This window comes from Streptomyces sp. NPDC045846 (assembly GCF_056431605.1).
Window position 1 is genome coordinate 353,184 of record NZ_JBWKKJ010000008.1, and the last position, 24,481, is coordinate 377,664.

The following is a 24,481-nucleotide window of genomic DNA, read 5'->3' on the forward strand; positions in this document are numbered from 1 at the left end:
GTACTCAAGGGCATGCACTGCGTACAATCGGGTTGCGCGACTCCGCTTGTGGCGGCCCCGAAGCCGGTGCGGGAAGCCATCCCCGGCGCGATAGGGTCGGGGGACACCTTTTTTCGAGGTTTTCGAGGTTTTCGAGTTCCGACGGGTTGCGGGGAGCGGTGCAAGTGTCCGGTGGAGAGGTGGCCGGGATCCTGGTGGCCGTCTTCTGGGCGATCCTGGTGTCCTTTCTCGCGGTCGTTCTCGTGAGGCTGGCCCAGACGCTGAAGGCGACGACCAAGCTGGTCGCGGACGTCACCGACCAGGCGGTCCCGCTGCTCGCGGACGCCTCCAGCGCGGTGCGCTCCGCGCAGACCCAGCTGGATCGCGTCGACGCGATCGCCTCGGACGTCCAGGAGGTCACCTCCAACGCGTCCGCGCTCTCCACGACGGTCGCCTCCACCTTCGGGGGCCCGCTGGTGAAGGTGGCCGCCTTCGGCTACGGAGTGCGCCGGGCGATCGGCCGCAAGGGCGCCGTCCCCGCCGACGTGCCCGCCCGGGAGGGCCGACGTAACGTGATCGTCGGGCGGACCGTGCCGTCCGCGCGGCGCTCCAAGCGAAAGGGCTGACGCTGCGATGTTCCGCCGTACGTTCTGGTTCACCGCGGGCGCGGCTGCCGGAGTCTGGGCCACCACCAAGGTCAACCGGAAGCTGAAACAGCTGACCCCGGAGAGCCTGGCCGCGCGCACCGCCGACAAGGCGGTCGAGGCCGGCCACCGGCTCAAGGACTTCGCCCTCGACGTCAAGTCCGGCATGGCCCAGCGCGAAGCCGAACTCAACGACGTCCTGGGCATCGGCGAGGGCGAGGTGCGCGAACTTCCCGCGCAGCGCCGCCTCGTCGCCATCGAGACCACACAACAGCAGTACCCCAAGCATTCGTACAACCGGAATGAGGACCACTGATGGAGTCGGCCGAGATTCGCCGCCGCTGGCTGAGCTTCTTCGAGGAGCGCGGGCACACCGTCGTCCCTTCGGCGTCGCTCATCGCGGACGACCCGACTCTGCTGCTCGTCAACGCGGGCATGGTCCCCTTCAAGCCGTACTTCCTGGGTGAGACCAAGCCGCCCGCCCCGCGCGCCACCAGCGTGCAGAAGTGCGTGCGCACGCCGGACATCGAAGAGGTCGGCAAGACCACCCGGCACGGCACCTTCTTCCAGATGTGCGGCAACTTCTCCTTCGGGGACTACTTCAAGGAAGGCGCCATCAAGTACGCCTGGGAGCTGCTCACCAGCTCCGTGGCGGACGGCGGCTACGGCCTCGAACCCGAGAAGCTCTGGATCACGGTCTACCTCGACGACGACGAGGCCGAGACGATCTGGCGCGACGTGATCGGCGTACCCGCCGAGCGCATCCAGCGCCTGGGCAAGAAGGACAACTTCTGGTCCATGGGCGTGCCCGGGCCGTGCGGCCCCTGCTCCGAGATCAACTACGACCGCGGCCCCGAGTTCGGTGTCGAGGGCGGCCCCGCCGTCAACGACGAGCGGTACGTGGAGATCTGGAACCTGGTCTTCATGCAGTACGAGCGCGGCGCCGGGGAGAACAAGGAGGACTTCCCGATCCTCGGCGACCTGCCCTCCAAGAACATCGACACCGGCCTCGGTCTCGAACGCCTCGCGATGATCCTGCAGGGCGTGCAGAACATGTACGAGACCGACACCCTGCGCGTCGTCATGGACAAGGCCACCGAGCTGACCGGTGTGCGCTACGGCGACAAGCACGAGTCCGACGTCTCGATGCGCGTCGTCGCCGACCACATCCGTACGTCCGTGATGCTGATCGGCGACGGTGTGACGCCGGGCAACGAGGGCCGCGGCTATGTGCTGCGCCGCATCATGCGCCGCGCCATCCGCAACATGCGCCTCTTGGGCGCCACCGGCCCGGTCGTCCAGGAGCTGATCGACGTCGTCATCGAGACGATGGGCCGGCAGTACCCGGAGCTCGTCACCGACCGCAAGCGCATCGAGACCGTCGCGCTGGCCGAGGAGGCCGCCTTCCTCAAGGCGCTGCGCGGCGGCACCAACATCCTGGACACCGCCATCACCGAGACCAAGGCCACCGGTGGCACGGTCCTGGCCGGCGACAAGGCGTTCCTGCTCCACGACACGTGGGGCTTCCCGATCGACCTGACCCTGGAGATGGCCGCCGAGCAGGGCCTCTCGGTGGACGAGGACGGCTTCCGCCGCCTCATGAAGCAGCAGCGCGACCAGGCCAAGGCGGACGCCAGGGCCAAGAAGACCGGCCACGCCGACCTGTCCGCCTACCGCGAGGTGGCCGACGCCTCCGGCGAGACCGACTTCACCGGCTACGGCTCCACCGAGAACGAGTCCACCATCGTCGGCCTGCTCGTCGACGGCGTGCCCTCGCCCGCCGCCACCGAGGGCGACGAGGTCGAGGTCGTCCTCGACCGCACCCCCTTCTACGCCGAGGGCGGCGGCCAGCTCGCCGACCAGGGCCGGATCAGGCTCGACAGCGGCGCGGTCATCGAGGTCCGCGACGTACAGAAGCCGGTGCCCGGTGTCCACGTGCACAAGGGCGTCGTGCAGGTCGGCGAGGTCACGGTCGGCGCCTCGGCCTACGCGGCCATCGACACCAAGCGCCGGCGCGCCATCGCCCGTGCCCACTCCGCCACCCACCTCACCCACCAGGCGCTGCGCGACGCGCTCGGCCCGACGGCCGCCCAGGCCGGCTCCGAGAACTCGCCGGGCCGCTTCCGCTTCGACTTCGGCTCGCCCGCCGCCGTTCCCGGCACGGTCCTCACCGACGTCGAGCAGAAGATCAACGAGGTGCTGGCGCGCGAGCTCGACGTGCAGGCGGAGGTCATGTCGATCGACGAGGCCAAGAAGCAGGGCGCCATCGCCGAGTTCGGCGAGAAGTACGGCGAGCGGGTCCGCGTCGTCACCATCGGCGACTTCTCCAAGGAGCTGTGCGGCGGTACGCACGTCCACAACACCGCCCAGCTGGGCCTGGTGAAGCTGCTCGGCGAGTCGTCCATCGGCTCCGGCGTGCGCCGCATCGAGGCCCTGGTCGGCGTCGACGCGTACAACTTCCTGGCCCGTGAGCACACGGTCGTCGCCCAGCTCCAGGAGCTGGTCAAGGGGCGTCCGGAGGAGCTTCCGGAGAAGATCTCCACCATGCTCGGCAAGCTGAAGGACGCCGAGAAGGAGATCGAGAAGTTCCGCGCGGAGAAGGTGCTCCAGGCCGCGGCCGGTCTCGTGGACTCCGCCAAGGACGTCCGCGGTACGGCGCTGGTCACGGGGCAGGTGCCGGACGGCACCTCCGCCGACGACCTGCGCAAGCTGGTTCTCGACGTGCGCGGCCGGATCCCTGGCGACCGCCCGGCGGTCGTGGCCCTGTTCACCACGGCCAACGGCCGCCCGGTGACCGTCATCGCCACCAACGAGGCCGCCCGCGAGCGCGGTCTCAAGGCCGGTGAGCTGGTCCGCACCGCGGCCAAGACGCTCGGCGGCGGCGGTGGCGGCAAGCCCGACGTCGCCCAGGGCGGCGGTCAGAACCCGGACGCGATCGGCGACGCCATCGACGCCGTTGAGCGCCAGGTCGCCGAGACCGCCTGATGCGACGAGGACGCCGACTCGCGATCGATGTCGGAGACGCCCGGATCGGGGTCGCCTCGTGCGACCCCGACGGGGTGCTCGCCACGCCGGTGGAGACCGTGCCGGGACGCGACGTCCCGGCCGCCCACCGGCGGCTGCGGCAGCTCGTCGAGGAGTACGAACCGATCGAGGTGATCGTCGGACTGCCCCGCTCCCTGAACGGGGGCGAGGGCCCGGCGGCGGCCAAAGTCCGGTTGTTCACCCAGGAGTTGGCGCGCGGCATCGCCCCGATCGGGGTGCGGCTCGTCGACGAACGGATGACCACGGTCACCGCCGGCCAGGGACTGCGCGCCTCGGGCGTGAAGTCCAAGAAGGGACGTTCCGTCATCGATCAGGCCGCCGCCGTGATCATCCTTCAGAACGCGCTTGAGGCCGAACGGGTGTCAGGTAACGCTCCGGGCGAAGGCGTCGAAGTGGTTATCTGATCGCGATACGGTAACGTTCCGGCCGATGCGGAGGCATTCGAACAGTCGCCGCACAGCAAAAGAGGCGGACCGTCCGGATGCCTCGCGGCTCTAGGGGACCGATGACTGAGTATGGCCGGGGCGCAGGCTCCGAACCGTGGCACCCAGAGGATCCCCTCTACGGGGACCAGGGGTGGGGAGCGCAGCAGGCTGCCTCCGGTCAGGCTCCGTACGACGGCGGGCAGCAGCCGCAGCAGCATTACCAGCAGCAGCCCCAGCAGCCGTACTACCCCCAGCAGCCGCAGGATCCGTACGCCCCGCAGCCGCACTACGCCGGGCAGCAGTCGCAGCAGGGCTACGTCGAACAGCCCCAGCAGGGCTACCCGCAGCAGCAGTACGCGGACCAGTACGCGGCTCAGCCCCAGCAGCCCCAGCAGTACCAGGGCGGCTGGGACAGTACGGGCGAGCAGGCCGCCATGCCGTACGCGGGCCAGCAGCCCGATCCGTACAACAACGGCTATGCCGGCGAGGGCCACGATCTCTACGGCACCCCCGAGGCGTATCCGCCGCCGCAGCCGCCCGGCCAGCGTCAGGCGCCCGCCGTGCCCGAGGTGCCGGAGCAGGGCCACGAGTGGGACGCCGAGCCGCAGGAGGAGCGCCACCCGTTCTTCACCGGCGTTGACGACAGCGAACGCGAAGACGACGAGCCGGGCGAGTCCGGCCGTGCGACCGGGGGCGGCGGCGGCCGCGAGCGGCGCGGCAAGACCAAGAAGAAGGGCAAGAGCGGGCGGGCCTGTCTGGTCCTCGCCGTGATCTTCGCCGTCGGAGCCGGCGGGATCGGCTACGTGGGCTACGAGTTCTACCAGAAGAAGTTCGGCGCGGCCCCCGACTACGTGGGCGAGGGCACCAGCGACACCGTCACGGTCGAGATCCCGACCGGCGCGGGCGGCTCCGAGATCGGCCAGATCCTCAAGCAGGCCGGTGTCGTCAAGAGCATCGACGCCTTCGTCCAGGCCCAGAACGACGACCCCAAGGGCAAGACGATCCAGGCCGGCGCCTACACGATGAAGAAGGGCATGTCCGCGGCCAACGCGGTCAAGCTGATGCTCAACCCGAGCAGCCGCAACGCCCTCATCGTTCCCGAAGGCACACGCAATTCCTGGGTCTACGGCAAGATCGACGAACGCCTCGGCCTGTCGCCCGGCACGACCAAGGAGATCGCGCTCAAGAACGCCGACAGCATGGGTCTGCCGGACTGGGCCAAGGGCCACAAGAACGTCAAGGACCCGCTGGAAGGGTTCCTCTACCCGGCCAGTTACCCGGTCGCCAAGGGCATGAAGCCCGAGGACGTCCTGAAGAAGATGGTCAACCGCGCCTCTTCCGAGTACGGCAAGCAGGACCTGGCCGCCGAGGCCAAGAAGCTCCACCTGGACGGCCCCTGGCAGCTCATCACCGTCGCCAGCCTCGTGCAGGCCGAGGGCAAGACGACGGACGACTTCCGCAAGATGTCCGAGGTCGTCTACAACCGCCTCAAGCCGGACAACACCCAGACCAACCAGAAGCTCCAGTTCGACTCCACGTACAACTACTTGATGAACAAGAGCGACATCAAGATCGGTCTTGCGGAGATCAACACCAACCAGGACCCGTACAACACGTACAAGTGGAAGGGCCTGACCCCCGGCCCCATCGGCAACCCCGGCACCGAGGCGCTGGCCGCCGCGCTGGACCCGACGAACGAGGGCTGGATGTACTTCGTGGCCACCGACGGCAAGCACAAGACCGAGTTCGCCAAGAACCTGGCCGAGTTCAACAAGCTGAAGGAAGAGTTCAATGCCCAGTCCGGCCAGTGAGGGCACGCGGCGGGCGGCCGTTCTCGGGTCGCCCATCGCCCACTCGCTGTCCCCGGTCCTGCACCGGGCCGCGTACGCCGAACTCGGCCTCGACCACTGGTCCTACGACCGGTTCGAGGTCGACGAGGCCGGGCTCTCCGGGTTCTTCGCGGGGCTCGACGGATCCTGGGCGGGCCTCTCGCTCACGATGCCGCTGAAGCGGGCGGTCATCCCGCTGCTCGACGCGGTGAGCGCCACCGCGGCCTCCGTCGAGGCCGTCAACACCGTCGTCTTCACCGACGACAACCGCCGCCTCGGCGACAACACCGACATCCCCGGCATGACCGCGGCGCTCCAGGAGCGCGGCGTGACCCGGGTCGGGTCCGCGGCCGTCCTCGGCGCTGGCGCCACCGCGTCCTCGGCGCTGGCCGCGCTCGCCCGGGTCTGCACCGGCCCCGTCACGGCGTACGTGCGCAGCGAGGCGCGGGCGCGGGAGATGCGCGGCTGGGGCGAGCGGCTCGGCGTCGACGTCCGCACCCTCGACTGGTCGCGGGCGGCGGAGGCCTTCGAAGCGCCGCTCGTCGTCGCCACCACCCCGGCCGGCACCACCGACGCGCTGGCCGCGGCCGTCCCCGAACGCGTGGGCACCCTCTTCGACGTGCTGTACGACCCCTGGCCGACCGCGCTCGCGGCCGCCTGGTCGGGGCGCGGGGGAGCGGTGGTCGGCGGGCTCGACCTGCTGGTGCACCAGGCGGTGCTCCAGGTGGAGCAGATGACGGGCTGCGCGGCGGCCCCGCTCGACGCCATGCGCAAGGCGGGGGAGGCAGCGCTGGCCGCCCGCTAGCGGGTTCCTGGAGCGGACCTCGAGTCCGCCTGGTGGACCTCCGGCCGGTTCATCGCTCCGGCCATGGGAGGATCAGGGGTGGCGGGCCAGGGCCGCGCACCCGGTCGCGCCGTCGCAGTTCCAGGCGCGCACATGAGGAGCACCGTTGAGCAGGTTGCGCTGGCTGACCGCCGGGGAGTCCCACGGACCCGCACTTGTCGCGACGCTGGAGGGCCTTCCCGCCGGCGTTCCGATCACCACGGAGATGGTGGCCGACCACCTGGCCCGGCGGCGGCTCGGCTATGGCCGCGGCGCCCGCATGAAGTTCGAGCGCGACGAGGTGACCTTCCTCGGCGGCGTGCGGCACGGCCTCTCGATGGGCTCGCCGGTCGCGATCATGGTCGGCAACACCGAGTGGCCCAAGTGGGAGCAGGTCATGTCGGCCGACCCGGTCGACCCCGAGGTCCTGGCCGAGTCGGCCCGCAACGCCCCGCTGACCCGCCCGAGGCCCGGCCACGCCGACCTCGCCGGCATGCAGAAGTACGGCTTCGACGAGGCCCGGCCGATCCTGGAGCGCGCCAGCGCCCGGGAGACCGCGGCCCGCGTCGCGCTCGGCGCGGTGGCCCGCTCCTACCTCAAGGAGACGGCCGGCATCGAGATCGTGTCGCACGTCGTGGAGCTGGCCGCGGCCAAGGCCCCCTACGGCGTCTACCCGACCCCGGCCGACGTGGCGAAGCTGGACGAGGACCCGGTCCGCTGCCTCGACGCGGACGCCTCGAAGGCGATGGTCGCCGAGATCGACCAGGCCCACAAGGACGGCGACACCCTCGGCGGAGTCGTCGAGGTGCTCGCCTACGGCGTGCCCGTCGGCCTCGGCTCGCACGTCCACTGGGACCGCCGTCTGGACGCGCGTCTCGCCGCCGCCCTCATGGGCATCCAGGCCATCAAGGGCGTCGAGGTCGGCGACGGCTTCGACCTGGCCCGGGTGCCCGGCTCGCAGGCGCACGACGAGATCGTGAACACCGCCGACGGCGTCAAGCGCACCTCCGGCCGCTCCGGCGGCACCGAGGGCGGCCTGACCACCGGTGAACTGCTGCGCGTACGCGCCGCGATGAAGCCGATCGCGACCGTGCCCCGCGCGCTCGCCACCATCGACGTCGCCACCGGCGAGGCCGCCAAGGCCCACCACCAGCGCTCCGACGTGTGCGCCGTGCCGGCCGCCGGCATCGTCGCCGAGGCCATGGTCGCGCTCGTCCTCGCGGACGCGGTCGCCGAGAAGTTCGGCGGCGACAGCGTGCCCGAGACGCGCCGCAACGTGCGGTCGTACCTCGACAACCTGCAGATCCGGTGAGCACCGCCGGACCCCTGGTCGTCCTCGTCGGCCCGATGGGCTCGGGCAAGTCCACCGTGGGCGCGCTGCTCGCCGAGCGGCTCGGCGCGCCCTACCGGGACACCGATGCCGACATCGTGGCCGCCGAGGGACGCTCGATCTCGGACATCTTCATCGAGGACGGCGAGCCGCACTTCCGCGCCCTGGAACGGGAGGCGGTACGCGTGGCGCTGGCCGAGCACCCCGGCGTCCTCGCCCTCGGCGGCGGCGCGATCCTCGACGCCGACACCCGCGCGCTGCTCGCGCCGCACCCCGTCGTCTATCTCTCGATGGACGTGGAGGAGGCGGTCAAGCGCGTCGGCCTGAACACCGCCCGCCCGCTGCTCGCGGTCAATCCGCGCCGGCAGTGGCGCGAACTGATGGACGCGCGGCGCCATCTGTACACCGAAGTCGCCCGTGCGGTCGTCGCGACCGACGAGCGCACCCCCGAAGAGGTCGCCCAGGCGGTCCTCGACGCACTGGAGTTGAAGGACGCATGACGGAGCAGGCACCCACCCGGATCCAGGTCGGCGGCACCGCCGGGACGGACCCGTACGACGTGCTCGTCGGCCGCAACCTGCTGGGCGAACTGGCCGGACTCATCGGCGACCGGGCCAGGCGGATCGCGATCATCCACCCGGAGGCCCTGGCCGGCACCGGGGACGCGATCCGCGAGGACCTCGCGGCCGAGGGCTACGAAGCCATCGCCATCCAGGTGCCGAACGCCGAGGAGGCCAAGACCGCCGAGGTCGCCGCCTACTGCTGGAAGGCGCTCGGCCAGTCCGGCTTCACCCGCACCGACGTCGTCGTCGGCGTGGGCGGCGGCGCCACCACCGACCTCGCGGGCTTCGTCGCGGCCACCTGGCTGCGCGGGGTGCGCTGGATCTCGGTTCCGACCACCGTGCTCGGCATGGTCGACGCGGCCGTCGGTGGCAAGACCGGCATCAACACCGCCGAGGGCAAGAACCTGGTGGGCGCCTTCCACCCGCCCGTCGGCGTCCTGTGCGACCTGGCGGCCCTCGACTCGCTGCCGGTCAACGACTACGTGTCGGGCATGGCCGAGGTCATCAAGGCCGGCTTCATCGCCGACCCGGTCATCCTCGACCTCATCGAAGCCGACCCGGCCGGCGCCCGCACCCCCGAGGGCCCGCACACCGCCGAGCTCATCGAGCGCTCCATCCGGGTCAAGGCCGAAGTGGTCTCGGGCGACCTGAAGGAATCGGGTCTGCGCGAGATCCTCAACTACGGCCACACCCTGGCGCACGCGATCGAGAAGAACGAGCGCTACAAGTGGCGGCACGGCGCGGCGGTCTCGGTGGGCCTGGTCTTCGCGGCCGAACTCGGCCGTCTGGCAGGGCGGTTGGACGACGCGACCGCCGACCGGCACAGCGCGATCCTCGAGTCGGTCGGCCTGCCGCTGACCTACCGCGGCGACCAGTGGCCCAAGCTCCTGGAGAACATGAAGCTGGACAAGAAGTCCCGCGGCAACCTGCTGCGCTTCATCGTCCTGGACGGCCTCGCCAAGCCGTCCGTCCTGGAGGGCCCGGACCCGGCGGTGCTCCTGGCCGCCTACGGCGAGGTCTCGGCATGACCCGGCGGGTGTTCGTCCTCAACGGCCCCAACCTCGGCCGCCTCGGCTCCCGCGAGCCCGACGTCTACGGCGCCACCACCTACGCGGGCCTCGTCGAGGTCTGCGAGGCGCTCGGCAAGGAGCTCGGCTTCGACGTCTCGGTGCGCGAGACCAACGACGAGGGCGAGCTCATCCGCTGGCTCCACGAGGCCGCGGACGGGCGGATTCCGGTCGTCATCAACCCGGGCGCGTTCACCCACTACTCGTACGGAATGCGCGACGCGGCGGCCCAGCGCACCGCGCCGCTCATCGAGGTCCACATCTCGAACCCGTACGCCCGTGAGGAGTTCCGCCACACCTCGGTGATCGCACCCGTCGCCACCGGCACGGTCGCGGGCTTCGGCATCGGCTCCTACCGCCTGGCGCTGCGCGCGCTCGCCGACGAAGTGACCGGCGAACGCGCCTGACGGGCACCGTCGCCGCTCCCCGGCCGTTCACACTGTGGCGGCCGGGAGAGGTACGGTTCTGCACCGGGCCGCCCCGCACCGACGGGCGCCCGACCAGCGCCAGTTGCCTGTACGAGACGGAGTGGCACCGGATGCAGCACGCAGGGGGGGCTCCACTGCCGCCGCCCCACACCCCGGGGCAGCCCCCGCACGACTGGACCCAGTCGATCGAGTCGGAGGGGACGGCTCCGCTGCGGCCCACCGCGCCTCCCGCGGGCGTCCCGCCGTACCAGCCAGGCCCGCCGACCGGCTCCGGGCACCCGCCCGCGCAGCTCCCGGCCCACCCGCAGACGCCCCCGGTGCAGGCGCCCCACCACCCCGGGGCCCCGCAGCCGCCCGGCCAGGGCTGGCACGGGCCCGCGCCGCAGCACGCATCGGCGCGGCCGCCGTCCCGCGACACCACCGGGCACGTGGCCCTGCCGCCCGGCGGGCCGGTACCGATACCGCAGGCCCCCGAGGGGACCGGAGCCACCACGCTCGCGGTGCTGCTCATCGGCCCCGCCGGAGCCGGCAAGACGACCGTGGCCCGGTACTGGGCGCAGCACCGCCGCGTGCCCACCGCGCACATCAGCCTCGACGACGTACGCGAGTGGGTGTGCTCGGGGTTCGCCGACCCCCAGTCGGGCTGGAACGACCACTCCGAGGCCCAGTACCGCCTCGCCCGCCGCACCTGCGGCTTCGCGGCGCGCAACTTCCTGGCCAACGGCATCTCCTGCATCCTCGACGACGCGGTCTTCCCCGACCGGCCGGTCGTGGGCCTCGGCGGCTGGAAGCGGCACGTGGGCCCGGGGCTGCTCCCGGTGGTGCTGCTGCCGGGCCTCGAAGTGGTCCTGGAGCGCAACGCGGAGCGCAGCGGCAACCGCCGCCTGTCCGACGAGGAGGTCGCGGGCATCCACGGCCGCATGGCCGGCTGGTACGGCTCGGGCCTGCCGATCATCGACAACTCCCAGTACGACGTCCCCACGACGGCCCGCCTCCTGGACGACGTCCTGGCCAGGACCATCGCGAGCCCGCCGAGCTGGTAGCCCCGGTCGGACGCGCTGAAACGGCCGACCCGGCGCCCCGCTCATACGCTCGGGGCATGTCAGAGGTGTTCGCGGTGCGCCGCGGCTGGCTGCGGGACCGCTGCGCGGCCGCAGGCAGCGCGGCCGCCCTGGTCTCGCGCCCGGCCAATGTCCGCTATCTGTCGGGCGGCGCCCCGCCCGGCGCGGTCCTCCTCATCGGCCCGGCCGAGGACGTACTGCTGTGTCCGCGCACGCCGTCGGGCGACCTCATCGAGGGCCACCTCGACGAGCAGCTCCGGCTCATCGTGCTGCCCGCCCCCGGCGGCGACCCCGCCGTCGCGGCCGCCGACCTCGCCCAGGCGAGCGGAGCCGACTCGCTGGCCGTGGAGGAGCACCACTTGTCGGTGGCCCGCCACCGCGCCCTCGGCTCGGTGGCGCCCCGGCTGCTCCTGAGCGACCTCGGCGGCGCGGTCGAGCAGCGCCGCCTGGTCAAGGACGAGGACGAGATCGCCTGTCTGCGCATCGCCGCGGAGATCACCGACCAGGCCCTGGGCGAGCTCCTGGAGTCGATCCTGGTCGGGCGCACCGAGCGCCACCTCGCCCTCGAACTGGAGCGCCGCCTGGTCGACCACGGCGCCGACGGCCCCGCGTTCATGACGTCGGTCGGCACCGGCCCCAACTCCGGGCGGGCCGGGCACCGTCCGGCGGACCGACGGGTCGAGGAGGGCGACTTCCTCTCGGTCTGCCTGGGCGCCACCTACCGCGGATACCGGTGCGAGATCGGCCGTACCTTCGTGATCGGTACCACTCCCGCCGACTGGCAGATCGAGCTGTACGACGCTGTTTTCGCAGCCCAGCGGGCAGGCCGGGAGGCTCTCGTGCCGGGCGCCGAATACCGCGCGGTGGACCGCGCGGCCCGTCAGGTACTGGACGCGGCGGGCCACGCGGAGGCCTTCGGACCGCTCACCGGACATGGCGTCGGGATCGAAATCGACGAGGAGCCGCAGCTCGCACCTGGAGCCATGGGTAAACTGGACACTTGCGTGCCGGTCACCGTCGAACCGGGGGTCCACCTCCCGGGCCGGGGCGGCGTCCGGATCGATGACACGCTCGTCGTACGCCCCGAGGCGGACGGCGGCCCCGAGCTACTCACCATCACGACCAAGGAGCTGCTAGCGCTCTAGCACGCGTACGTGCCCCGGGCGCGTACCCTCGGTCGTCCACCAGCTTTCAGTCCAGGAGATTCCGCAACCGTGGCTTCCACGAACGACCTCAAGAACGGCCTGGTGCTCAAGCTCGACGGAGGCCAGCTCTGGTCCGTCGTCGAGTTCCAGCACGTCAAGCCCGGCAAGGGCCCGGCCTTCGTGCGCACCAAGCTCAAGAACGTGCTCTCCGGCAAGGTGGTCGACAAGACCTTCAACGCCGGTGTGAAGGTCGAGACGGCCACCATCGACCGCCGCGACATGCAGTTCTCGTACATGGACGGCGAGTACTTCGTCTTCATGGACATGGACACGTACGACCAGCTGATGGTCGACCGCAAGGCTGTCGGCGACGCCGCCAACTTCCTGATCGAGGGCTTCACCGCCTCGGTCGCGCAGCACGAGGGCGCGGTGCTCTACGTCGAGCTGCCGGCCGCCGTCGAGCTCACCATCAAGCACACCGACCCGGGCGTGCAGGGCGACCGCTCCACCGGCGGCACCAAGCCGGCCACCCTGGAGACCGGTTACGAGATCGGCGTCCCGCTCTTCATCACCACCGGTGAGAAGATCAAGGTCGACACCCGCACCGGCGACTACCTCGGCCGGGTGAACAGCTAACCGTGGCTGCCCGGAACAAGGCCCGCAAGCGCGCCTTCCAGATCCTCTTCGAGGCCGACCAGCGCGGTGAGTCCGTGCAGACGGTCCTCGCGGACTGGGTGCGGCACTCGCGGTCCGACGACCGTCAGCCGCCGGTCGCCGAGTACACGATGCAGCTCGTCGAGGGATACGCGGGCCACGTGGCCCGCATCGACGACCTGATCTCGACGTACGCGGTGGACTGGACGCTCGACCGGATGCCGGTCGTCGACCGGAACATCCTGCGGCTCGGCACGTACGAGCTGGTCTGGGAGGACGAGACGCCCGACGCGGTCGTCATCGACGAGGCCGTCCAGTTGGCGAAGGAGTTCTCCACGGACGACTCCCCGGCCTTCGTGAACGGGATGCTCGCCCGTTTCAAGGACCTCAAGCCGAGCCTGCGCCGCGACTAGCCTCCGGTTCGGGACAAGGCCTACGAAGGGCCCGCGGCACACACTGTGCCGCGGGCCCTTCGCCGTGGTGCCACCAGCCGTGCGGGGGTGTGCGAAAGCCGTCGGGCCCGGTGGGAGCGAGTGCTCCCACCGGGCCCGACGGCACGTTTCTGCTGAAGGGGCGTCAGCCCTCTTCGTGGGCGACCGCGCGGCGCGCGTCCGCGTCCAGGACGCCCCAGCTGATCAGCTGCTCGGTCAGCACCGAGGGCGACTGGTCGTAGATGACGGCAAGGGTGCGCAGGTCGTCCTGGCGGATCGAGAGGACCTTGCCGTTGTAGTCACCCCGCTGCGACTGGATGGTCGCCGCGTAGCGCTGCAGCGGGCCCGCCTTCTCCGGCGGAACGTGCGCGAGGCGCTCAAGGTCGAGGACCAGCTTCGGCGGCGGCTCGGCGGCCCCGCCCGGCGTGGTGCCCGGCAGCAGCTCCTGCACCGGAACGCCGTAGAAGTCCGCCAGCTCGGCAAGGCGCTGTACGGTCACGGCGCGGTCGCCACGCTCGTACGACCCGACCACGACGGCCTTCCAGCGGCCCTGGGACTTCTCCTCCACGCCGTGGAGGGAGAGGCCCTGCTGGGTGCGGATGGCGCGGAGCTTGGCCCCGAGCTGTTTTGCGTATTCGCTGGACATATAGCTCCCCGGACGCTGTGACAACGTGCGGCTCCGCCGCGCGGCTGTAACTCACTGTGAGGTTACGCAGCGTTACTTGGCCGCGTCAAGCCGAATGGTCCACACCCGCGCCCCGGAGGAGTGACAGGCTCCGCGTGGGCCGGGCCCTCCAGGTCACGGCGATCCGTCGGGCCCACTCACCCGTTCGGGTGACGGCCCGGTGCCGGGCGGCTCCCGGCCCCTGGTACCGTTGGTGACGCAATTCCGGCGTCCTTTAAGGTCCGTCCCGTGAGGCGGAGAAGGAGGTCCGTTTCATATGGACACGCAGCACCCGCAGAACCAGCAGGATCCGGCGCACCCCGATGCGGCGCGGCCCGTTCTCGAAGGCCCCGACATCGCCCGCGTCCTGACCCGTATCGCCCACGAGATCGTCGAACGCGCCAAGGGCGCCGACGACGTGGTGCTCCTCGGCATCCCGACCCGCGGCGTCCACCTCGCCGAGCGGCTCGCCGTGAAGCTCGAGGGGATCACCGGGCGCAAGACCCCGGTCGGCTCGCTCGACATCACCATGTACCGCGACGACCTGCGGCTGAAGCCCGCCCGGGCGCTCGGGCGCACCGAGATCCCCGGCGACGGGGTCGACGGCCGTCTGGTCGTGCTCGTCGACGACGTCCTCTTCTCCGGCCGCACCATCCGCGCCGCCCTCGACGCGCTCGGCGACATCGGCCGCCCCCGCGCCGTCCAGCTCGCGGTCCTTGTCGACCGCGGCCACCGCGAACTCCCGATCCGCGCCGACTACGTCGGCAAGAACCTCCCCACGTCGCTGCGGGAGACGGTCAAGGTCCAGCTCGCCGAGGAGGACGGCCGCGACGCCGTGCTGCTCGGTGTCAAGCAGACCGCCCCGGCCGGCGAGCAGTAGGCCCACACCCCTCCGTACGGACCGCTCGGACCCGTACGGCCTGCTTCTGCGCGCCCGCATGCCCCAACCTCCACCACACCTGGAGAACCCCCAGATGATGCGTCACCTCATCTCGGCCGCCGACCTCACCCGCGACGACGCCGTCCTCATCCTCGACACCGCCGAGGAGATGGCCCGCGTCTCCGACCGGCCGATAAAGAAGCTCCCCGCCCTGCGCGGCCGCACGATCTGCAACCTCTTCTTCGAGGACTCGACCCGCACCCGGATCTCGTTCGAGGCCGCCGAGAAGCGCCTGTCGGCCGACGTCATCAACTTCGCCGCCAAGGGCTCCTCGGTCTCCAAGGGCGAGTCCCTCAAGGACACCGCGCAGACCCTGGAGGCCATGGGCGTCGACGCCGTCGTCATCCGGCACAGCGCGTCCGGCGCCCCCTACCGCCTGGCCACCTCCGGCTGGATCGACGCCCCCGTCATCAACGCCGGCGACGGCACCCACCAGCACCCCACCCAGGCGCTGCTCGACGCGTTCACCATGCGCCGCCGCCTGGTCGGCAAGGACGCGCTCGGCCAGGACCTGGCCGGCAAGCGCGTCACCCTCGTGGGCGACGTGCTGCACAGCCGGGTGGCCCGCTCCAACGTCGACCTGCTGCACACCCTCGGCGCCGAGGTCACCCTGGTGGCCCCGCCGACGCTGCTGCCGGTCGGCGTCGAGCACTGGACCTGCGACGTGTCGTACGACCTGGACGCCGTGCTGCCGAAGTCCGACGCGGTGATGATGCTGCGTGTGCAGCGCGAACGCATGAACGCCGCCTTCTTCCCGACCGAGCGCGAGTACTCGCGGCGCTACGGGCTCGACGGCGGGCGCATGGCGAAGATGCCGGAGCACGGCATCGTCATGCACCCCGGCCCGATGGTGCGCGGCATGGAGATCACCGCCGAGGTCGCCGACTCCGACCGCTGCACGGTCGTCGAGCAGGTCGCCAACGGCGTCCACACCCGCATGGCGGTCCTGTACCTGCTGCTCGGTGGCAACGAGCCCGCCGTCAGTCACGCCCGTCCCACCGATTCGGAGAACAAGTAACCATGAGCAAGATCCTTATCCGTGGTGCGAGGGTCCTCGGCGGCGAGGTCCAGGACGTCCTGATCGACGGCGAGACCATCGCCGCCGTCGGCACCGGTCTGGACGCCGAGGGCGCGACCGTGGTCGACGCCGAGGGCCAGATCCTGCTGCCGGGCCTGGTCGACCTGCACACCCACCTGCGCGAGCCCGGCCGCGAGGACTCCGAGACCGTCCTCACCGGCACCCAGGCGGCCGCACGCGGCGGCTACACCTCCGTCTTCGCCATGGCCAACACCTTCCCCGTCGCCGACACGGCGGGCGTCGTCGAGCAGGTCTGGCGGCTCGGCAAGGAGTCCGGTTACTGCGACGTCCAGCCCATCGGTGCCGTCACCGTGGGCCTGGAGGGCAAGCAGCTCTCCGAGCTCGGCGCCATGCACGACTCCGCCGCCGGCGTCACGGTCTTCTCCGACGACGGCAAGTGCGTCGACGACGCCGTGATCATGCGCCGCGCCCTGGAGTACGTGAAGGCCTTCGGCGGAGTCGTCGCCCAGCACGCCCAGGAGCCCCGGCTGACCGAGGGCGCCCAGATGAACGAGGGCGTCGTCTCGGCCGAGCTCGGCCTCGGCGGCTGGCCCGCCGTCGCCGAGGAGTCGATCATCGCCCGCGACGTGCTGCTCGCCGAGCACGTCGGCTCCCGCGTGCACATCTGCCACCTGTCGACCGCCGGCTCCGTCGAGATCGTCCGCTGGGCCAAGTCCCGCGGCATCGACGTGACCGCCGAGGTCACCCCGCACCACCTGCTCCTCACCGACGAGCTGGTCCGCTCGTACAACCCGGTCTACAAGGTCAACCCGCCGCTGCGCACCGAGAAGGACGTGCTCGCCCTGCGCGAGGCGCTGGCCGACGGCACGATCGACATCGTCGCCACCGACCACGCCCCGCACCCGCACGAGGACAAGGACTGCGAGTGGGCCGCGGCCGCCATGGGCATGGTCGGCCTGGAGACCGCGCTCTCCGTCGTCCAGCACACGATGGTCGAGACCGGTCTGCTCGACTGGGCCGGCGTCGCCGACCGCATGTCCCACAAGCCCGCCCGGATCGGGCAGGCCACGGGCCACGGCCGCCCCGTCTCGGCAGGCGAACCCGCCAACCTGACCCTGGTCGATCCGGCATACCGTGGTGAGGTGAACCCCGCGGGCTTCGCCTCCCGCAGCCGCAACACCCCCTACGAGGGCCGCGAGCTGCCCGGGCGCATCACGCACACCTTCCTGCGGGGCCGGGCAACGGTCGTGGACGGGAAGCTGGCGTGACGTACGCATCACTGATCAATCTGGCCGCCGAGGAGAAGTCCGCCGAGGTGACCAACTGGGGCGGACGGATCGGCTGGCTCGTCGGGCTCGCGCTCTTTGTGGCGCTCGTCTACTGGCTGATGCGCCAGGGCTGGCAGTGGCGCGGCCGCCTCCAGGCCGACCTGCCGGACCTGCCCGCCCGCCCCGGAGGCGGCGAGCCGCCGCTGCCTGGGATGCCCGAGACGCCGGGCGAGGCGAAACTGAGGCTGAGCGGCCGCTACCACGGCTCCACCACCGCCGGGCAGTGGCTCGACCGCATCGTGGCGCACGGCCTCGGCGTCCGCAGCAAGGCCGAGCTCACCCTGACGGACGCGGGCCTGGACGTCGTACGCCCCGGCGCGAACGACTTCTTCGTCCCGGCCGCCCAGCTGCGCGGGGCCCGGCTCGACAAGGGCATCGCGGGCAAGGTCCTCACCGAGGGCGGACTGCTCGTCGTCACCTGGAGCCACGGCGACAGGCTCATCGACTCGGGCTTCCGATCCGACCGCGCCGAGCAGCACGCGGCCTGGGTCGAAGCCATCAACTCCATGACCATCCACACCACCACGACGGAAGGCGCCGCACGATGACGACCTCCACCCGGGGAGCCGCCAAAGCTCCCGCCGTACTCGTCCTGGAGGACGGCCGGATCTTCCGCGGCCGGGCCTACGGGGCCGTGGGGGAGACCTTCGGCGAGGCCGTGTTCTCCACCGGCATGACCGGCTACCAGGAGACCCTCACCGACCCGTCGTACCACCGCCAGGTCGTCGTGATGACCGCCCCGCACGTCGGCAACACCGGCGTGAACGACGAGGACCCCGAGTCCGGGCGCATCTGGGTGGCCGGCTACGTCGTGCGCGACCCCGCCCGCACCCCCTCCAACTGGCGCTCGCGCCGCTCCCTGGACGACGAGCTGGTACAGCAGGGCGTCGTCGGGATCTCCGGCATCGACACCCGCGCGCTCACCCGCCACCTGCGCGAGCGCGGCGCCATGCGCGTCGGCATCTTCTCCGGCGACGCGGTCGCCGAGGACGCCGCGCTGCTCGCCCGCGTGAAGGAAGCGCCCCAGATGGCCGGCGCGAACCTCTCCGCCGAGGTCGCCACCAAGGAGACCTACGTCGTCCCCGCGATCGGCGAGAAGCGCTTCACCGTCGCCGCCGTCGACCTCGGCATCAAGGGCATGACCCCGCACCGCATGGCCGAGCGCGGCATCGAGGTGCACGTGCTGCCCGCGACCGCCACCGCCGAGGACGTGTACGCCGTCAACCCCGACGGCGTGTTCTTCTCCAACGGCCCGGGCGACCCGGCCACCGCCGACGGCCCCGTCGCCGTGATGCGGGCGGTCCTGGAGCGCGGGACGCCGCTGTTCGGCATCTGCTTCGGCAACCAGATCCTGGGCCGCGCGCTCGGCTTCGGCACCTACAAGCTGAAGTACGGCCACCGCGGCATCAACCAGCCGGTGCAGGACCGCACCACCGGCAAGGTCGAGGTCACCGCGCACAACCACGGCTTCGCCGTCGACGCGCCGCTCGACAAGGTCTCGGACACGCCCTTCGGGCGCGCCGAGGTCTCCCACGTCTGCCTGAACGACCAGGTCGTCGAGGGCCTCCAGCTGCTCGACCGGCCGGCCTTCAGCGTCCAGTACCACCCCGAGGCGGCCGCGGGCCCGCACGACGCCGCGTACCTCTTCGACCGCTTCGTATCTTTGATGGAGGCCGAGCGTGCCTAAGCGCACCGACATCCAGTCCGTCCTGGTCATCGGCTCCGGACCGATCGTCATCGGCCAGGCAGCCGAGTTCGACTACTCCGGCACCCAGGCCTGCCGCATCCTCAAGGCCGAGGGACTCAGGGTCATCCTGGTCAACTCCAACCCGGCCACGATCATGACCGACCCGGAGATCGCCGACGCCACCTACGTCGAGCCGATCACCCCCGAGTTCGTCGAGAAGATCATCGCCAAGGAGCGCCCCGACGCCCTCCTGCCCACCCTCGGCGGCCAGACCGCGCTCAACACCGCGATCTCCATGCACGAGCAGGGCGTCCTGGAGAAGTACGGCGTCGAGCTGATCGGCGCCAACGTCGAGGCCATCAACAAGGGCGAGGACCGCGACCTGTTCAAGGGCGTCGTCGAGGCCGTCAAGGCGAAGATCGGCTACGGCGAGTCCGCCCGCTCCGTCATCTGCCACTCCATGGAGGACGTCCTGGCGGGCGTCGAGGAGCTCGGCGGCTACCCGGTCGTCGTGCGCCCCTCCTTCACCATGGGCGGCGCCGGCTCCGGCTTCGCCCACGACGAGGAGGAGCTGCGCCGCATCGCGGGCCAGGGCCTCACGCTCTCGCCGACCACCGAGGTGCTCCTGGAGGAGTCCATCCTCGGCTGGAAGGAGTACGAGCTGGAGCTGATGCGCGACAAGAACGACAACGTCGTGGTCGTCTGCTCCATCGAGAACTTCGACCCGATGGGCGTGCACACCGGCGACTCGATCACCGTCGCGCCCTCCATGACGCTGACCGACCGCGAGTACCAGCGGCTGCGCGACATCGGCATCGCGATCATCCGCGAGGTCGGCGTCGACACCGGCGGCTGCAACATCCAGTTCGCGATCAACCCGGACGACGGCCGCGTCATCGTCATCGAGATGAACCCGCGCGTCTCGCGGTCCTCCGCGCTCGCCTCGAAGGCCACCGGCTTCCCGATCGCCAAGATCGCCGCCAAGCTGGCCATCGGCTACACGCTGGACGAGGTCCCCAACGACATCACCGAGAAGACGCCGGCCTCCTTCGAGCCGACCCTCGACTACGTCGTCGTGAAGGCCCCGCGCTTCGCCTTCGAGAAGTTCCCCTCGGCCGACTCCACCCTCACCACCACCATGAAGTCGGTGGGCGAGGCCATGGCGATCGGCCGCAACTTCACCGAGGCCCTCCAGAAGGCGCTGCGCTCCCTGGAGAAGAAGGGCTCGCAGTTCGACTTCACGGGCCCGGTCGGCGACAAGGACGTGCTCCTCGAGGAGGCCAAGCGGCCGACCGACGGGCGCATCAACACCGTCATGTACGCGATCCGCGCGGGCGCCACCCAGGAGGAGGTCTTCGAGTCCACGAAGATCGACCCCTGGTTCGTCGACCAGCTCTTCCTCATCAAGGAGATCGCCGACGAGCTGGCCGCCGCCGACAAGCTCGGCCCCGAGCTGCTCGCCGAGGCCAAGCGGCACGGCTTCTCCGACGCCCAGATCGCCGGGATCCGCGGCCTGCGCGAGGACGTGGTCCGCGAGGTCCGCCACGCCCTCGGTGTACGCCCGGTCTACAAGACGGTCGACACCTGTGCTGCCGAGTTCGCCGCCAAGACCCCGTACTTCTACTCCTCGTACGACGAGGAGAGCGAGGTCGCGCCGCGCACCAAGCCCGCCGTGATCATCCTGGGCTCGGGCCCCAACCGCATCGGCCAGGGCATCGAGTTCGACTACTCCTGCGTCCACGCCTCCTTCGCGCTGAGCGACGCGGGCTACGAGACCGTGATGGTCAACTGCAACCCGGAGACCGTCTCCACCGACTACGACACCTCCGACCGGCTCTACTTCGAGCCGCTCACCCTGGAGGACGTCCTGGAGATCGTCCACGCCGAGACCCTCGCGGGACCGGTCGCGGGCGTCGTCGTCCAGCTCGGCGGCCAGACCCCGCTGGGCCTGTCGCAGGCGCTCAAGGACAACGGCGTCCCGGTGGTGGGCACCTCGCCCGAGGCCATCCACGCAGCCGAGGACCGCGGCGCCTTCGGCCGCGTGCTCGCCGAGGCCGGCCTGCCCGCGCCCAAGCACGGCACCGCCACCACCTTCGCGGGCGCCAAGGCCATCGCCGACGAGATCGGCTACCCCGTCCTCGTACGCCCGTCGTACGTGCTCGGCGGCCGCGGCATGGAGATCGTGTACGACGAGGAGCGGCTGGCCTCGTACATCGCCGAGTCCACCGAGATCAGCCCGACCCGCCCGGTGCTGGTCGACCGGTTCCTGGACGACGCGATCGAGATCGACGTGGACGCCCTCTACGACGGCACCGAGCTCTACCTCGGCGGCGTCATGGAGCACATCGAGGAGGCCGGCATCCACTCCGGCGACTCGGCGTGCGCGCTGCCCCCGATCACGCTGGGCGGCTTCGACATCAAGCGGCTGCGCGCCTCGACGGAGGCCATCGCCAAGGGCGTCGGCGTCCGCGGCCTGATCAACATCCAGTTCGCGATGGCGGGTGACATCCTCTACGTCCTGGAGGCCAACCCGCGCGCCTCGCGCACCGTGCCCTTCACCTCGAAGGCGACCGCGGTGCCGCTCGCCAAGGCCGCGGCCCGCATCTCGCTGGGCGCCACCGTCGCCGAGCTGCGCGCCGAGGGCATGCTGCCCAGGGAGGGCGACGGCGGCACCCTGCCGCTGGACGCGCCGATCTCCGTCAAGGAGGCCGTGATGCCGTGGAGCCGCTTCCGCGACGTCCACGGGCGCGGCGTCGACACGGTGCTCGGCCCGGAGATGCGCTCCACCGGCGAAGTCATGGGCATCGACTCGGTGTTCGGCACCGCGTACGCCAAGTCGCAGGCGGGCGCCTACGGCCCGCTGCCGACCAAGGGCCGCGCGTTCATCTCGGTCGCCAACCGGGACAAGCGCACGATGATCTTCCCGGCGCGCGAACTGGTCGCCCACGGCTTCGAGTTGCTCGCCACCTCCGGCACCGCCGAGGTGCTGCGCCGCAACGGCATCAACGCCACGGTCGTGCGCAAGCTGAGTGAGGGCGAGGGCCCGAACGGCGAGAAGACGATCGTCCAGCTCATCCACGACGGCGAGGTCGACCTCATCGTCAACACCCCGTACGGCACCGGGGGCCGCCTCGACGGCTACGAGATCCGGACGGCGGCGGTGGCCCGCTCCGTGCCGTGTCTGACCACCGTCCAGGCGCTCGCCGCGGCCGTCCAGGGCATCGACGCCCTCAACCACGGTGACGTGGGGGTGCGTTCCCTCCAGGAACACGCGGAACACCTGACCGCGGCCCGCGACTAGCAGACGGCGACGAGGGGGACACCGGAAACGGTGTCCCCCTCTTCATGAGCCCCTGAGGACACCGAACATGTACAAGCTCTTCTTCAACCTCGTCTTCAAGCGGATGGACCCCGAACAGGCCCACCACCTGGCCTTCCGCTGGATCCGCCTCGCGGCCCGCGTCCCCGTCCTGCGCACGTTCGTCGCCGCGGTCCTCGCGCCCCGCTACAAGGAGCTGCGCACCGAGGCGCTGGGCCTGCGCATGCACGGCCCGTTCGGCCTCGCGGCCGGCTTCGACAAGAACGCGGTCGCGATCGACGGCATGGCGATGCTCGGCTTCGACCACATCGAGATCGGCACGGTCACCGGCGAGCCCCAGCCGGGCAACCCGAAGAAGCGCCTGTTCCGGCTCGTGCCGGACCGCGCGCTGATCAACCGCATGGGCTTCAACAACGAGGGCTCCGCGGCGGTGGCCGAGCGCCTGGCGGCCCGCAAGGCCGTGTTCCGCACGACGGTCGGCGTCAACATCGGCAAGACGAAGGTCGTCCCCGAGGCCGAGGCCGCCGCCGACTACGTGAAGTCCACCGAGCGCCTGGCCGCCCACGCCGACTACCTCGTGGTGAACGTCTCCTCGCCGAACACCCCGGGCCTGCGCAACCTCCAGGCCACCGAGTCGCTGCGCCCGCTGCTGACCGCCGTGCGCGAGGCCGCCGACCGCAGCGTGACCGGCCGCCGCGTGCCGCTCCTCGTGAAGATCGCCCCCGACCTCGCCGACGCGGACATCGACGCGGTCGCCGACCTCGCCGTGGAGCTCGGCCTGGACGGCATCATCGCCACGAACACGACGATCGCCCGGGAGGGGCTCGGCCTCAAGTCCCCGGCCGACCTCGTCAAGGAGACCGGCGGCCTGTCCGGTGCCCCGCTCAAGGAGCGCTCCCTGGAGGTCCTCGGCCGGCTGTACGCCCGCGTCGGCGACCGGCTCGTCCTGATCGGGGTCGGCGGCATCGAGAACGCCGAGGACGCCTGGCAGCGCATCCTGGCCGGTGCCACCCTGGTCCAGGGCTACAGCGCCTTCATCTACGAGGGCCCCTTCTGGGGCCGCGCGATCCACAAGGGCCTCGCCGCCCGGCTCGCCACCTCCCCGTACGCGACGCTCGCCGAGGCCGTCGGCGCCGAGACCCGGAAGAAGGCCGCCGCATGATCCCCTTCGGTACCCGACTGCGCGAGGCGATGGACACCCGCGGCCCCCTGTGCGTGGGCATCGACCCGCACGCGTCCCTGCTCGCGGACTGGGGCCTGAACGACGACATCGCGGGCCTGGAGCGCTTCACCCGGACCACGGTGGAGGCCCTGGCCGACCGGGTCGCGGTCCTCAAGCCGCAGTCCGCGTTCTTCGAGCGGTTCGGCTCGCGCGGCGTCGCCGTCCTGGAGAAGGCGGTGGAGGAGGCCCGGGCGGCCGGCACGCTGGTCCTGATGGACGCCAAGCGCGGCGACATCGGCTCCACGATGGCGGCGTACGCGGCCACCTACCTGGACCCGGCCTCCCCCCTCTTCTCGGACGCGGTGACCGTCTCGCCGTACCTCGGCTTCGGCTCGCTGCGCCCGGCGCTCGACCTCGCGGCCAAGTCCGGCTCGGGCGTCTTCGTGCTGGCCCTGACCTCCAACCCGGAGGGCGCCGAGGTCCAGCGCTCGACGGCGGCCGACGGCCGACCGCTGGCCCAGCTGATGCTGGACCACATGGCGGCCGAGAACGCGCAGGCGGCGCCGATGGGCTCGGTGGGCGCCGTGGTCGGCGCGACGCTCGGCGACGCCGGGGTCGACCTCGACATCAACGGCCCGCTGCTCGCCCCCGGCATCGGCGCCCAGGGCGCGACCCCGGCCGACCTCCCCGGCGTCTTCGGCGCCGCCGTGCGCAACGTGGTCCCGAGCGTCAGCCGCGGCGTCCTGCGCCACGGCCCGGACGTGAGCGCCCTGCGCGAGGCGGCCACGCGCTACGCCGACGAGGTCCGCGCGGCGATCCCGGGGGCGTGATCGGGGGCGGGGGGGGGGGGGGGGGGGGGGGGGGCCAGGGGAGCACCCTTTCCCCTACGTCTTGGGACGGTACAAAAACCCGCCCTCA

General features: G+C 71.3%; 23 protein-coding genes. 22 read left to right on the forward strand and 1 reads right to left on the reverse strand.

The window, feature by feature from the left end; genetic code table 11:
* Positions 1 to 164: 164 nt before the first annotated feature.
* The 14 genes from AC07F3_RS24295 (at position 165) to nusB (ending at position 13,406) form a co-directional block, all read left to right on the forward strand.
* Complete coding sequence (locus AC07F3_RS24295) at positions 165 to 605, forward strand: DUF948 domain-containing protein (protein WP_479116540.1); 441 nt, start codon at positions 165 to 167, stop codon at positions 603 to 605.
* Positions 606 to 612: 7 nt separating this feature from the next.
* The gene (locus tag AC07F3_RS24300; RefSeq protein WP_479116541.1) at positions 613 to 939 is read left to right on the forward strand and encodes a DUF6167 family protein; all 327 of its coding nucleotides are present in this window, start codon (positions 613 to 615) and stop codon (positions 937 to 939) included.
* Positions 939 to 3,608, forward strand: coding sequence for an alanine--tRNA ligase (gene alaS, locus AC07F3_RS24305; RefSeq protein WP_479116542.1), 2,670 nt, complete (start codon positions 939 to 941; stop codon positions 3,606 to 3,608). Before AC07F3_RS24300 ends, alaS begins: the two co-directional genes overlap by 1 nt.
* Positions 3,608 to 4,072, forward strand: a complete 465-nt coding sequence (ruvX, locus tag AC07F3_RS24310) for a Holliday junction resolvase RuvX (RefSeq protein ID WP_479116543.1) — start codon at positions 3,608 to 3,610, stop codon at positions 4,070 to 4,072. Before alaS ends, ruvX begins: the two co-directional genes overlap by 1 nt.
* A gap of 101 nt (positions 4,073 to 4,173) precedes the next feature.
* Positions 4,174 to 5,904 carry an endolytic transglycosylase MltG gene (mltG, locus tag AC07F3_RS24315; RefSeq protein ID WP_479116544.1) on the forward strand — a complete coding sequence of 577 codons (1,731 nt, stop codon included), beginning with the start codon at positions 4,174 to 4,176 and terminating at the stop codon, positions 5,902 to 5,904.
* The gene (locus AC07F3_RS24320) at positions 5,885 to 6,727 is read left to right on the forward strand and encodes a shikimate dehydrogenase (protein ID WP_479116545.1); all 843 of its coding nucleotides are present in this window, start codon (positions 5,885 to 5,887) and stop codon (positions 6,725 to 6,727) included. The genes mltG and AC07F3_RS24320 overlap by 20 nt, the downstream gene beginning before the upstream one ends.
* A 145-nt stretch (positions 6,728 to 6,872) precedes the next feature.
* On the forward strand, positions 6,873 to 8,057 hold the full coding sequence (gene aroC / locus AC07F3_RS24325; protein ID WP_479116546.1) for a chorismate synthase: 1,185 nt from the start codon (positions 6,873 to 6,875) through the stop codon (positions 8,055 to 8,057).
* Positions 8,058 to 8,092: 35 nt separating this feature from the next.
* Positions 8,093 to 8,575, forward strand: a complete 483-nt coding sequence (locus AC07F3_RS24330; protein ID WP_479116659.1) for a shikimate kinase — start codon at positions 8,093 to 8,095, stop codon at positions 8,573 to 8,575.
* Complete coding sequence (gene aroB, locus AC07F3_RS24335; protein WP_479116547.1) at positions 8,572 to 9,666, forward strand: 3-dehydroquinate synthase; 1,095 nt, start codon at positions 8,572 to 8,574, stop codon at positions 9,664 to 9,666. Before AC07F3_RS24330 ends, aroB begins: the two co-directional genes overlap by 4 nt.
* Complete coding sequence (gene aroQ, locus AC07F3_RS24340) at positions 9,663 to 10,112, forward strand: type II 3-dehydroquinate dehydratase (protein WP_479116548.1); 450 nt, start codon at positions 9,663 to 9,665, stop codon at positions 10,110 to 10,112. The genes aroB and aroQ overlap by 4 nt, the downstream gene beginning before the upstream one ends.
* A gap of 131 nt (positions 10,113 to 10,243) precedes the next feature.
* Positions 10,244 to 11,176 carry a Pro-rich N-terminal domain-containing protein gene (locus AC07F3_RS24345; RefSeq protein ID WP_479116549.1) on the forward strand — a complete coding sequence of 311 codons (933 nt, stop codon included), beginning with the start codon at positions 10,244 to 10,246 and terminating at the stop codon, positions 11,174 to 11,176.
* A 56-nt stretch (positions 11,177 to 11,232) separates the two neighbouring features.
* Entirely contained in the window at positions 11,233 to 12,339 is a 1,107-nt protein-coding gene (locus AC07F3_RS24350; protein ID WP_479116550.1) for a M24 family metallopeptidase, read from the forward strand.
* A gap of 69 nt (positions 12,340 to 12,408) precedes the next feature.
* Positions 12,409 to 12,975: an elongation factor P gene (gene efp, locus AC07F3_RS24355; protein ID WP_479116551.1), complete on the forward strand. Its 567-nt coding sequence runs from the start codon at positions 12,409 to 12,411 to the stop codon at positions 12,973 to 12,975.
* Positions 12,976 to 12,977: 2 nt separating this feature from the next.
* The gene (gene nusB, locus AC07F3_RS24360) at positions 12,978 to 13,406 is read left to right on the forward strand and encodes a transcription antitermination factor NusB (protein WP_479116552.1); all 429 of its coding nucleotides are present in this window, start codon (positions 12,978 to 12,980) and stop codon (positions 13,404 to 13,406) included.
* A gap of 163 nt (positions 13,407 to 13,569) precedes the next feature.
* On the opposite strand, the gene bldD is transcribed toward nusB, so the two are convergent.
* On the reverse strand, positions 13,570 to 14,070 hold the full coding sequence (bldD, locus tag AC07F3_RS24365; RefSeq protein WP_014044812.1) for a transcriptional regulator BldD: 501 nt from the start codon (positions 14,068 to 14,070) through the stop codon (positions 13,570 to 13,572).
* A 295-nt stretch (positions 14,071 to 14,365) separates the two neighbouring features.
* Here bldD and pyrR point away from each other — a divergent pair, with 295 nt between their 5' ends.
* From pyrR to pyrF, 8 genes are all read left to right on the forward strand, one after another.
* On the forward strand, positions 14,366 to 14,968 hold the full coding sequence (pyrR, locus tag AC07F3_RS24370; protein ID WP_479116553.1) for a bifunctional pyr operon transcriptional regulator/uracil phosphoribosyltransferase PyrR: 603 nt from the start codon (positions 14,366 to 14,368) through the stop codon (positions 14,966 to 14,968).
* Positions 14,969 to 15,062: 94 nt separating this feature from the next.
* Positions 15,063 to 16,046: an aspartate carbamoyltransferase catalytic subunit gene (locus tag AC07F3_RS24375; protein WP_479116554.1), complete on the forward strand. Its 984-nt coding sequence runs from the start codon at positions 15,063 to 15,065 to the stop codon at positions 16,044 to 16,046.
* Positions 16,047 to 16,048: 2 nt separating this feature from the next.
* Positions 16,049 to 17,335 (forward strand): dihydroorotase, encoded by a 1,287-nt coding sequence (locus AC07F3_RS24380; RefSeq protein ID WP_479116555.1) that lies wholly within the window; start codon positions 16,049 to 16,051, stop codon positions 17,333 to 17,335.
* Entirely contained in the window at positions 17,332 to 17,943 is a 612-nt protein-coding gene (locus AC07F3_RS24385) for a PH-like domain-containing protein (RefSeq protein WP_479116556.1), read from the forward strand. Before AC07F3_RS24380 ends, AC07F3_RS24385 begins: the two co-directional genes overlap by 4 nt.
* Positions 17,940 to 19,082: a glutamine-hydrolyzing carbamoyl-phosphate synthase small subunit gene (gene carA / locus AC07F3_RS24390; RefSeq protein WP_479116557.1), complete on the forward strand. Its 1,143-nt coding sequence runs from the start codon at positions 17,940 to 17,942 to the stop codon at positions 19,080 to 19,082. The genes AC07F3_RS24385 and carA overlap by 4 nt, the downstream gene beginning before the upstream one ends.
* On the forward strand, positions 19,075 to 22,383 hold the full coding sequence (gene carB, locus AC07F3_RS24395) for a carbamoyl-phosphate synthase large subunit (RefSeq protein WP_114038045.1): 3,309 nt from the start codon (positions 19,075 to 19,077) through the stop codon (positions 22,381 to 22,383). Before carA ends, carB begins: the two co-directional genes overlap by 8 nt.
* 67 nt (positions 22,384 to 22,450) lie before the next feature.
* Entirely contained in the window at positions 22,451 to 23,563 is a 1,113-nt protein-coding gene (locus AC07F3_RS24400; RefSeq protein WP_479116558.1) for a quinone-dependent dihydroorotate dehydrogenase, read from the forward strand.
* A complete protein-coding gene (gene pyrF / locus AC07F3_RS24405; RefSeq protein ID WP_479116559.1) occupies positions 23,560 to 24,393 on the forward strand; it encodes an orotidine-5'-phosphate decarboxylase in 834 nt (277 codons plus the stop codon). Before AC07F3_RS24400 ends, pyrF begins: the two co-directional genes overlap by 4 nt.
* The last annotated feature ends 88 nt before the right edge of the window (positions 24,394 to 24,481 follow it).